This window comes from Synechococcus sp. GFB01 (genome assembly GCF_001039265.1).
Lineage (GTDB): Bacteria > Cyanobacteriota > Cyanobacteriia > PCC-6307 > Cyanobiaceae > NIES-981.
This window is the reverse complement of the sequence record NZ_LFEK01000121.1, coordinates 1-11126: the sequence shown is the minus strand read 5'-3', so window position 1 is coordinate 11126 and position 11126 is coordinate 1. Positions and strand designations below refer to the sequence as shown.

General features: G+C 60.5%; 7 protein-coding genes and 2 pseudogenes. 5 read left to right on the top strand and 4 right to left on the bottom strand.

All coding sequences use genetic code 11. The features are described 5' to 3' along the window. Positions 1-1435: pseudogene (gene mutS, locus SYNGFB01_RS11740) on the top strand (DNA mismatch repair protein MutS); the annotation flags it as partial. On the opposite strand, the gene SYNGFB01_RS11735 reads toward mutS, so the two are convergent. Further along, entirely contained in the window at positions 1384-2076 is a 693-nt protein-coding gene (locus SYNGFB01_RS11735; RefSeq protein WP_048018183.1) for a precorrin-8X methylmutase, read from the bottom strand. The pseudogene mutS and the gene SYNGFB01_RS11735 overlap by 52 nt on opposite strands. Positions 2077-2163: 87 nt before the next feature. On the opposite strand from SYNGFB01_RS11735, the gene holA reads away from it, so the two are divergent. Then, positions 2164-3153 carry a DNA polymerase III subunit delta gene (gene holA / locus SYNGFB01_RS11730; RefSeq protein ID WP_048018182.1) on the top strand — a complete coding sequence of 330 codons (990 nt, stop codon included), beginning with the start codon at positions 2164-2166 and terminating at the stop codon, positions 3151-3153. 36 nt (positions 3154-3189) lie between these two features. Continuing rightward, a pseudogene (locus SYNGFB01_RS11725) lies at positions 3190-5008 on the top strand (aspartate kinase). Positions 5009-5201: 193 nt separating this feature from the next. Here the strand turns inward: SYNGFB01_RS11725 and SYNGFB01_RS14435 are convergent. Beyond that, positions 5202-6326 carry a hypothetical protein gene (locus tag SYNGFB01_RS14435; RefSeq protein ID WP_152669642.1) on the bottom strand — a complete coding sequence of 375 codons (1125 nt, stop codon included), beginning with the start codon at positions 6324-6326 and terminating at the stop codon, positions 5202-5204. 700 nt (positions 6327-7026) lie between these two features. Here SYNGFB01_RS14435 and SYNGFB01_RS13470 point away from each other — a divergent pair. Next, positions 7027-7974: a glycosyltransferase family 2 protein gene (locus tag SYNGFB01_RS13470; RefSeq protein ID WP_161795893.1), complete on the top strand. Its 948-nt coding sequence runs from the start codon at positions 7027-7029 to the stop codon at positions 7972-7974. A 20-nt stretch (positions 7975-7994) separates the two neighbouring features. Then, the gene (locus SYNGFB01_RS13875; RefSeq protein WP_082326018.1) at positions 7995-9512 is read left to right on the top strand and encodes a bifunctional PIG-L family deacetylase/class I SAM-dependent methyltransferase; all 1518 of its coding nucleotides are present in this window, start codon (positions 7995-7997) and stop codon (positions 9510-9512) included. Between the two features lie 165 nt (positions 9513-9677). Here the strand turns inward: SYNGFB01_RS13875 and SYNGFB01_RS13455 are convergent, their stop codons facing one another. Together SYNGFB01_RS13455 and SYNGFB01_RS11715 are read right to left on the bottom strand one after the other, a co-directional pair. Further along, positions 9678-10217, bottom strand: coding sequence for a radical SAM protein (locus SYNGFB01_RS13455; RefSeq protein ID WP_072061621.1), 540 nt, complete (start codon positions 10215-10217; stop codon positions 9678-9680). Between the two features lie 317 nt (positions 10218-10534). Continuing rightward, positions 10535-11126: ISAs1 family transposase (locus SYNGFB01_RS11715; RefSeq protein WP_255347556.1), on the bottom strand; the 592-nt coding region annotated here is incomplete at its 5' end.

The following is an 11126-nucleotide window of genomic DNA, read 5'->3' as shown; positions in this document are numbered from 1 at the left end:
CCCTGGCCGACGGCCTGGAGCGACTGCCCCAGCTGGCCGCCCGGCTGGGCGGGGCCAGCAGCGCGCCCCTGCAGGCCCTGGCCCGCCCCTGGCCGGAGCTGGCCGTGCTGGCGGGCGAGCTGCGCCACACCCTGATCGATGCCCACCCCTCTCCCTCACCGAGGGCGGCCTGATCCACGACGGCGTCGACCCCCTGCTGGATGGACTGCGCAACCAGCTCGACGACCAGGACGCCTGGCTGGCCCAGCAGGAGGCCAGTGAACGCCGGGCCAGCGGCATCGCCACCCTCAAGCTGCAGTACCACCGCACCTTCGGCTACTTCCTGGCGGTGAGCCGCGCCAAGGCCGCCGCCGTGCCGGAGCACTGGATCCGTCGCCAGACCCTGGCCAACGAGGAGCGCTTCGTGACACCCCAGCTGAAGGCGCGCGAGGGCCAGATCCAGCAGCTCAGGGCCCGCGCCGCCCAGCGCGAATACGAGCTGTTCTGCGGCCTGCGGGCCCGGGTGGGGGAGGAGGCCGCCGCCATCCGCACGGCAGCCCGCCTGGTGGCCGAGCTCGATGCCATCGCCGCCCTGGCCGAGATGGCCGCCACCGGCGGCTACTGCTGCCCGGAGATCACCGACCCGGAGGGTCCCGACGCCCGTGTGCTGGAGATCGAGGCCGGCCGACACCCTGTGGTGGAGCAGCTGCTGGTGGAGGAACCCTTCACCCCCAACACCGTGGCGCTGGGGTCGCCAGCCCCCAGCGCCGCCACCGACAGCTCCAGCGCCCGGCCCGACCTGCTGATCCTCACGGGCCCCAACGCCAGCGGCAAGAGCTGCTACCTGCGCCAGACCGGCCTGCTGCAGCTGATGGCCCAGATGGGCAGCTGGATCCCGGCCCGCGCTGCGCGCCTCGGCATCGCCGATCGGATCTTCACCCGCGTCGGCGCCGGCGACGACCTTGCCGCCGGCCAGTCCACCTTCATGGTGGAGATGGCCGAGACGGCCAACATCCTCCACCACGCCACACCGCGCTCGCTGGTGCTGCTCGATGAGATCGGGCGGGGCACCGCCACCTTCGACGGCCTCTCGATCGCCTGGGCCGTGGCCGAACACCTGGCCACCCCCGCGGCGGGCGGCGGCATCGGTGCCCGCAGCATCTTCGCCACCCATTACCACGAGCTCAACGAGCTGGCCGCCCTGCTGCCCAGCGTGGCCAACGCCCAGGTGCTGGTGGAGGAGACCGGCGACAGCCTGCGCTTCCTGCACCGCGTGGTGGCCGGAGGCGCCAGCCGCAGCTACGGCATCGAGGCCGCCCGCCTGGCCGGAGTGCCGGCACCAGTGCTGCAGCGGGCCCGCCAGGTGCTGGCCCGCATCGAGGCCAACAGCGTGGTGCGGGTGGGTCAGGCCCCCGATTCGGAAGCCAGCGCAGGACACGGAGCGCTCGCCGCCTGAAGCCAGGCAGCCCGCAGCAGGGCATTGCAGGCGGCGGCCACCAGCGCGGCCCCACCCCTGGAACCCTCAAGCCGGACATGGGCCAGGCCACTGGCAGCCAGGTGGCGCTTGCTCTCCGCCACCCCCACGAACCCCACCGGCATGCCGATCACCAGCGCCGGGGCCGGGACTAGGCCCGCCGCCACCTGCTCCAGCAGCACCTCCAGGGCCGTAGGCGCACTGCCGATCAGCACCAGCGGCGGCTCGGGGAGCGCCGCCAGCGCCCCGGCCATCCCGGCCGCCGACCGCGTCGATCCCTGCGGAGCCTGATCGGGTGCCCAGTCGAGCAGGCACACCACCCGGTTACCGAAACTGCGCCGCACCATCGGTGCCACCGCCGCCGCCGCCATGGCCGTGTCGGTGAGGATCGGGGCTCCGGCCGCCAGCGCCGCCGCTCCAGCGGCGCTGGCCCCGGGGCAAAAGTGCAGATCGGCCGCGATCGACGGATCGCCGCTGCTGTGGATGCAGCGCTCGAGCACGTCGCGCTCCAGCGGATCCAGCCGGGCCAGACGGGCAGCCAGCGCCGGATCGGCCGCGGCCTGCTCGGCCAGCAGCGACCGGATCAGGCGGATGCTCTCGCTGAAGATCGGATGATCGAGCACCCACTCACCGGCAACGGACGGGAGGCCCGGGGCAACCCGATCGGGCGACCTCCGAGCAGACTCCCACTGTGCCTGGAGCACACCACCATGCCGATTCAGCTGCTCTGGGGCGACGACGAAGCGGCTCGCGGCCGTGCAGTGGACGGTCTGATCGCCGAGCTGGTGGATCCGGCCTGGGCGTCGATCAACCTCAGCCGCCTCGACGGCCAGGATCCCGCTCAGGCAGCCCAGGCCCTCGAGGAGGCGCGAACACCCCCCCTGGGCGGTGGCGCCCGGGTGGTGCTGCTGCAGCGCAGCCCCTTCTGCAACCAGTGCCCCACTGAGCTGGCCGAGCAGCTGGAGGCAACACTGGAGCTGATTCCCGACAGCTGCCACCTGCTGCTGGTGAACCCGGCCAAGCCCGACGGTCGCCTGCGCACCACGAAGCTGCTGCAGGAGCTGGTGAAGGCCGGGCTGGCCCACGAGCGCAGCTTCAGCCTGCCGGCCATCTGGGATGAGGCCGGTCAGCTGGAGCTGGTGGCCAGCGCCGCCCGGGAGCTGGGGCTGCAGTTGGAGCCCGCAGCCGCCGAGGCCCTGGCCGAAGCGATCGGCAGCGACAGCGGCCGCCTCGCCAGCGAGCTGGAGAAGCTCAGCCTGTTCAGCGGCTCCGCGCCGATCGGCAGGGCCGCCGTGGAGGCCCTGGTGGGCGGGCGGAGCACGAGTGCCCTGGCCGTGGGTGAGGCCCTGCTGGCCGGACGGCCAGCCGACGCCATCGCCCTGGTGGATGGCCTGCTGGCAGCCAACGAGCCGGCCCTGCGCATCGTGGCCTCGCTCACCAGCCAGATCCGCGGCTGGCTGTGGGTGGCCCTGCTCGACCAGAAGGGCGAGACCGATGTGAGCGCCATCGCCAGAGCCGCCGGCATCGGCAACCCCAGGCGGATCTATGTGCTGCGCAAGCAGATCCGCGGCCGCCGGCCCGGCGCCTTCCTGAGCCTGCTCAGCCAGCTGCTGGAGGTGGAAGCCGGCCTGAAGCGCGGCCAGGAGCCGGGAGATGCCTTTCGCGAGGGCTTCCTCAGCCTCGCGGGCGGCGGCGGATAATCAGCCGTCACATCTGCACGCTGCCGCGCGCCGCCCATGGCCCTGCTGGTTCAGAAGTTCGGGGGCACCTCGGTGGCCGACGTGGAACGCATCCAGGCGGTGGCCCGCCGGATCGCCCGCAGCCGCGAGGAGGGGAACGACCTGGTGGTCGTGGTGTCGGCCATGGGCCACACCACCGATGAGCTCACCAGCCTGGCCCGGGCGATCACCCGCACCCCGCCGCAGCGGGAGATGGACATGTTGCTGGCCACCGGCGAGCAGGTGTCGATCGCGCTGCTGTCGATGGCGCTGGATGCCCTGGGCGTGCCGGCGATGTCGATGACCGGCACCCAGGCGGGCATCGTCACCGAGTCAGCCCATGGTCGCGCCCGCATCCTGGAGATCCGCACCGAACGGCTGCGCCATCTGCTCGGGGAGGGCCAGGTGGTGGTGGTGGCGGGCTTCCAGGGCACCAGCAACTCGGCGGCCGGCACCCCGGAGATCACCACCCTGGGCCGCGGCGGCTCCGACACCTCGGCGGTGGCCCTGGCCGCGGCCCTCGGGGCCGATGTCTGCGAGATCTACACCGACGTGCCAGGCGTGCTCACCACCGACCCGCGCAAGGTGGCCGATGCCCAGCTGATGGATGAAGTGAGCTGCAACGAGATGCTCGAGCTGGCCAGCCTCGGCGCGGCCGTGCTGCATCCCCGGGCCGTTGAGATCGCCCGCAACTACGGCGTGCCCCTGGTGGTGCGCTCCAGCTGGAGCGACGCGCCCGGCACACGGCTCACCAGTGGCACGGCCAGGCCGATCGGCCATGGCGGCCTGGAGCTGGGCAAGCCGGTGGACGGCGCCGAGCTCGAGGAGCACCAGGCGGTGATCGCCCTGGCCCACGTGCCGGATCGGCCCGGCGTCGCCGCCCAGCTGTTCGAGGCTCTGGGGGCAGCCGGCCTCAACGTGGACCTGATCGTGCAGGCCACCCACGAGGGCACCTCCAACGACATCGCCTTCACCCTGGCGGAGTGCGATCTCGACCAGGCCCAACTGGTCTGCCGTGAGGTGCTGTCCGCGCTCGGCGCCGATCCCGACTGCGAAGGCGGGGCCCAGCTCAGTGCCGAGGCCGGCCTGGCCAAGCTGAGCATCGCCGGCGCCGGCATCATGGGGAGGCCGGGCGTGGCGGCGCGCCTGTTCGACACCCTCGCCCGCGGTGGGATCAACCTGCGCCTGATCGCCACCAGCGAGGTGAAGGTGAGCTGTCTGGTAGCGGGTCATCAGGGGGCCAAGGCCCTGCGGGCCGCGGCCGAGGCGTTCGAGCTGAGCGACGGCCAGCTGCGCCACAACCCCGAACCCTGCCACCTGGGCCTGCCGGCGGTGCGCGGCGTGGCGCTCGACCTGGGTCAGGCTCAGGTGGCGGTCCGGCGGGTGCCCGACCGTCCTGGCACCGCCGCGGCCGTCTGCCGGGCGCTGGCCGATGCCGGCATCAGCGTGGACGCGANTCGTGCAGTCAGAGCGCAGCCACGACGGCAGCAAGGACATCAGCTTCACCCTCAAGCGCGACGAACGCCCGCGGGCGGAGCAGGCCCTGATTCCGCTGTTGCGTCAGTGGCCCGGCTCCCACCTGGAGGAGGGTGCCGCCATCGCCCGGGTGAGCGCCGTCGGGNCCGGCATGCCCTGCACTCCCGGCACCGCCGCCCGCATGTTCAGGGCCCTGGCCGATCAGGCCATCAACATCGAACTGATCGCCACCAGCGAGATCCGCACCAGCTGTGTGGTGGCCGAAGCCGACGGGGTGAGGGCCCTGCAGGCGGTGCATGCCGCCTTCGGGCTGGGCGGAGAGACGGTTCACAGAGCGGAGGGCACCGAAGCGAAAGAATGAGCCTGTGCAGCATGGTGCCATCATCGGGGATAACCATCATCGGGGATAATGAGAGATCCGAAAAGAGAGCATCAGCATGGCTTACTAGGGCTTTCAGAAAGATCACGGCTTTGGCATGTATAGCCCTACCCAGAAGGAGAAGATTGCGTAGAGCACAAGCGATGGAGGCGCTACACGAGGCTATCAATACCAGTCAACCATGAGAACTAAAGGCATCCCAAAGGGAGTGGCTTTCCAAAGACAGGATCAGCCTTTTTTCATAGTCAACATATTCCCGCCATCGACAATGTAGATCTAATTGCATAAGATGACGCTCGGATGTCAAACCCGTAGCACCATAATCAATACACTCTGGCACGATGCCAGCCAGCTGGAGAAAAAGACCCACTGTAGTATCCTCATACATGATTGAGGGGACCTCCAGCGAGGCACGGTGAGCGAAGAACGCGTACGAGAGCTCCTCAAGAGCTTGAGGGGCAAGAGCATACCCGAAGCCCCCGTCAGCGAATGCAGAGGCAACTGGGACCTGGCAACCAATAGCCTCAAAGGTCTTGTCGAGGCATTTGCCCAAATGCCATCCATGCCACATCTGGCGATGATGCGGCCATCCCGAAACCACATGGCCAGCATAAGGAATAGAACGTGAGAGGAGGTCTTCTATGTGGGTGAGAAACAAATCAGAATCATCCAAATGCACATCGTCATCGAGCTTATAAACAAGTCGAGGCATAGAAACAGATGAAAGCAACGCATAGAAGTGGAGACATTTTTCGCAGTGGCCTTCGTAAGAGTCCCGACATGGAAGCTCTATGCGTTCCCCGTCATACCGCACCGAGAATCCACCATGAGCATGACTGGGGTCCCCGACCACAATGAGATGGCGGGTTCCATCGAGGTCACTTGGAAATGAATGGATGCTCGCTCTGGCCCGATCTTCTCGGGCACGACAACTGACATGCGCCACAAGAACTTGATTGCTGCAATCTGCATGCAGACGATCGATCGCTTCGCCACTCAGCATCCTGAAGAGACAGCCAAACAAAGGAACAAAGGTAGGGTTTGATGGATGAAGCGAAAAGAGATCACGTAATGCGTCGAACAAGAAGGCGTCAATAGTGGCTACGTCGGAATACCGAGGCAACTCACTCTGGAATAGCTCGGATAACAACTCTAGGCGCTTATCCTGCATTCGCAAGCCGCTTGTGATCTCACGGCTAAGCCGGAGACCTTCCTGAACTTCGACGACCCCAGCTGACAACTCATGCGTATAGTCACGCGCGAGGGAAAGCAGCTCTTGAACTTGCAGGTAAAGCTTCACAAGAAAGTACCAGTGCGAAAGACCAAGAGTTCAATCCTAAACCCACAGGCAGGTCAACCTAAACGGTAACAGTCGGTGGCGCTCATGCAAAATGTGCTGGCATCTCCATCGGTGAAGCGATTGCTGTTCAACCACTGCACTGCCAAGCGGGTAGGCGACAGGGCGTTGCAGCACCTTCACTTACCCAGCGAGGGGGATTAGGATTATATTTCCGAAGATCGAAGACGCCACGCGCGCGACACATGAAGAGGCCTCTCACGAATAGCATGAAAAGAAGAGAAGACCACCGTTCAGACAATTTTTAATGGAGGCAAAGAAAGAGAAGCAACAAGATAGTGGATGCATATCCTGGCAATTGATAAGACTCTGAGCTTTTAGGCTCTATCGGATGCGGCTGCTCTGCTGGGGCCTGTAGCGGGTTCGCTTCATCATGAAGCCCCCAGCCCTGCCTGGACAGCACAACACAGACATTCAACCTGAACCCTTTCCAAAGATCCACGTCAACGCCAACCAGAGCTCCTGATGAAACCTCGAAACCCCGCGAAGGAACCATAATAGTCCGCAGTTACCTGATGGGACAGCCGCTGAACCAAGCCAGAGACGTATTCGTCAAAATGAACCTCAGCAGATCGTGAAAACCATATAACCCAGACACTCCTCAAGCAATCGCGTAAGATGGACAATATTGCAGACGCCAATGATGAGGATGCTAAAAAGTGTGATGACTATGCTGAGGAGGGAGGAGACTCCTGCCCCATCCGTGTCTGTAGTAATCCCGTTCTACGGCAGTGCAAGCGAGCTCCAGACTTCGATTGCATCACTACAGTGCCAAACCAGAAGGGACATCGAAGTCATAGTCGTAGCGGATGGATGCTTAATCGATGATGAGGCAGTCTGCAGCCTCAGAGAAAAGAAAGTCCCAGTTCAGATCATCCGTCTCCCGAAACGTCAAGGCCCCTTCCAGGCTCGCACTGTTGGCGCGGAGAGATCCACTGGGGAACATCTATGGTTTCTAGATCATGATGACTATGTAGAGCCAGACTTTGTAGAACAGATGCTTGCAAGAAGCCTGGAAAGTGAAGCTGACATTGTTGAATGCCCTTTCATAATTGAAAAGCCTGGAGAGAGGCCTTATCTATTTCAGCGATTCGGCGAGGATGTCATACGAAGAGAAGATGAGATTCTCGAAAAGTATATGATCGGCGAGTCACACAACAACCTGGCTAACAAGCTGATCCGACGAGCGTTATGGATACGTGCCATGGAAAAGCTGGAAGAGCTAGGAGCACCATCACGAGAACGCCTAATCTTCTGCGAAGATCTACTTTGCACAATCATACTCTACTCAATGGCGCACAGATATGCCAGCACAAGAAGCACCGCCTATCATTATATTCAGCGAGAAGGCAGCACAATGAACGACCTAGAACCAAATACAATTACAGAGTGCCTGAAGAGCCTGGAGGTTGCAATAGAAATAATATGGCCACTACTTACATCTCTGTGCTCCCCGGTCTCTCTGCAGGCCTTTCGCAGAAGAGAGCTTGACTGGGCAGTTGAAGAGCTACTCGGTCGCGCATGCAATTGCTTAGGAGCAAATGAGTGGGCTCTTGTCGCAAAAATCCAAAGGCACTATATTGGATCATGACGACACAGCAACCTGACTAGATGGAGCACATCAATGAAAGATCCGCAGCAATCGGAATACTTCAGTATTTAATAGGCGCCAAGATAGATAAGGTAATGCTAATAGCCGCGCATCCCGATGATGACATTATAGGCGCAGGAGTTTTTATGTCTACACTTGAATCACTTCAGGTTGTTCACGTGACCAACGGGGTGCCAGCTGACCCAATATTCTCTAAATGGGCAGGCTTTCCATCTCCTTTAGAATACGAAAAAGCCCGCGTAGAGGAAGCTGATCTGGCCTTGCATCTTTTAGGGCTCTCATCTAAGAGTCTTATTCGATTAGGCTATAGAGATCAACAGCTGAGTCAGCAGCTAGAATCACTGACTCATGCCATAGCAGACTTAATTTCAGGAGCAAATGTAGATGTGGTAATTACGCACCCGTATGAAGGAGGCCATCCTGACCATGATGCAGTCTGTTTCGCCTGCCATCAAGCCATACTCTACTTAAATAGTTGTGGCAGGTCCGCTCCAAGAATTGTTGAAATGACATCGTACTATTCAAAAGATGGTGAACGTGTCGTTTCAGAGTTTGCGCAAGAAAGTCCAAAAGCTGTAGTTTTAGTCCTTAATGCTTCCGAAAGAGCTTTCAAAGGGGAACTCTATGATTGTTTTCTCAGTCAAAAGGAGCTTCTCAAGGAATTTCCACGAGAAGTCGAGCGATTCAGAGTTGCCCCAACATACAATTTCACAAAACTTCCGGACGTCCCTGAGATTCTGTACGATCGCTATGATTTAGGAACCAATTCAACTGAGTGGGTAAGATTCACCGACTCAGCGTTGAGGAGGCTAAGACACAGCAAACCACAAGGTGAATCATTGCGCGATAATATCCCAGAAGTAGGTCGTGTAGACTTTGGAGATTTTGCAAGGATCAATCCTATCAGTAGACACTTTGGCTACGATCGTGGGACTCCAATCGACAGGCCGTTTATTGAGGACTTTCTGTCTAGGAATAAACAGGATATCCAAGGTAGAGTGCTAGAAGTGGGAGACAATAGCTATACAAATCAATTTGGAGAAAGTCGTGTCACGCAAAGTGACGTACTTCACATTACTCCTGGGGCCCNAGGCGCCACAATCATCGGAGATTNGAGCGATGCTCCTCACATTGAGGATGAAAGCTTTGACTGCCTGATCCTCACTCAGGTTCTCGTTGTGATCTTCGACCTACCTTCCACCATCGCCACGATCCACAGGATTCTCAAACCAGGTGGGGTGGCGCTGATCACAGTGCCCGGAATCTCAAATATTGACTCTGGAGAATGGCGTGACTCCTGGATGTGGAGCTTTACCCCAAATTCTCTGAGGCAACTTCTGCTGCTTAAGTTTCCCAGTCAAAGAGTTGAAGTGAACAGCCGCGGTAATGTATTCACTGCAATCTCCTTCCTAGAGGGCCTCAGCGCTGAAGACTTAAAGGGCTACCCTAAAATAGCTGACGATCCGCACTATCCTTTAACTGTGCTTGGCCGCGCAGTTAAGCCGATGTCTACATAGTAAATGATGGTGTAATTAGCCACTCGCTGTCACCACGGCCAAGCGTGCACCCTCTGCAGAGCTTGACGGGCGAGTAAACATACCCGCTAGAAATAACGTCATCCACAGAAAGACCTGTTTGGGCTTCAATATCATAACAACAGGCAGCGATTCTCCCATCCCATGTTACTGCGAATATATCGTCACGCTCATAGTCGCAGGCGTTGGGGGGGGCAAAGTGGGGTGTTTTGTTTNCCATGATGGAATGGCAACTTGCCCTGCCCAGTCATGCAGATTACCCTTCTTTGGTTCCCAGAAATAAAGAATCTCAACTATTCCCTCAAGGTGTCTCCTGAACTCATCAGGTGGATGGGTGTGCGCAGAGATGCCAACACCACGGAGACCGGAATCGGCAAGTTTTTGCCAGAGACTTTGAGGGAACATCATATTTGTAGAATCAACCCCATTGGAAGCAAAGGAAACCTCAACACCGTTCTCTGTTGCATAGCTAATAAACAAGGGTAGCATGGGATTGAGTAATGGCTCGCCAAAGTGATTGAGCCACACAAACTTGCGACCATCGCGCTCCGGGTTTGCGGATCGAAGGACCAACTCGATGCACTTTTTAAACATGCCGAGGTCCATGTTGCCCTTAGGTCGTTGTTGCCCAGGATGAGGGCAGTAGCTACACGCAAGCGAGCAGTAGTTTGAAACCTCGATCTGCATAATTTTGTAGCTCATGATAGGAGCAGTCCGCGATAGGTATAGAATTACGGCCTGGCTTCCTGGATTGAAGCCTCGCTGCCGACAATCATTCTAACATCAGTTAGGGAAGCTCTGGGCAACAGCGGTATGGGCAGCTGTTGAGACTTGAAAGCGGGAGATTGGGCATTCAGCTGTGCTCAATATCTGCTTTGCATCGATACAAGGTAATTCTCTGACATCTTTTGAATGTATTGGACCTGTCGCTGGACCTCTTTCGGTACACAGCTACCTTGGTCAAGCTGTCGCCAGCAGGTGGCGTCGGGCCAGGAACAGGTTTGTCAGGGCAGCCCAGGGCTGCCTGAAAGTCTGATCAGGCCGTGCTCATGCCCCCCNAGCGTCAGCATCCGCCTGATGTCATGCGCCAGCTCCTGCTGGCCAGCATGGATCGAGCGGAATCCTCCTCGCCGCAGGAGGTTCATCACCACCGTGCGCAGGAAGGAGAACAGAGGCGCGCCGACCCGGTGGGCGTAACGGTGGGCGTCCTCACCCAGGTGCACGTCCCGGACCCAGTGCCACTCGTTTTCAATGCTCCAGCGCTGCCGCGCCACTCGTAGCAATGCTTTTGGGGCGCTCCACAGGCTGGTGAGGAAGTAGTGGAGTCGCTCGGTCCGTTTGCCCTTGCTGATCACGGTGGTGACCACCTCGACGATCCAGCTGCAGCCCGGCCAGTTCTCCTTGATGTGCACCGGTGCCTCCCTGGCCCGCAGGATCCAGGTCGTGTCGCGCCCATGCCGTTTCTCGTGATCCGTTGCAGTGAAAGGGATCTTGCGCTTTCCCTGGAACTGGCTGCGGATCTGGCGATGCAGGCTCTTCTGGTTCGCCTTGACGGTCAGGAGGAGGTCGGCCCCNTGGGAGAGGCACCAGTAAAAA

Bases quoted from the DNA above. Each gene is read 5' to 3' on its own strand.
- SYNGFB01_RS13470 (WP_161795893.1), top strand. From the start codon at position 7,027: ATGAGGATGCTAAAAAGTGTGATGACTATGCTGAGGAGGGAGGAGACT.
- holA (WP_048018182.1), top strand. From the start codon at position 2,164: ATGCCGATTCAGCTGCTCTGGGGCGACGACGAAGCGGCTCGCGGCCGT.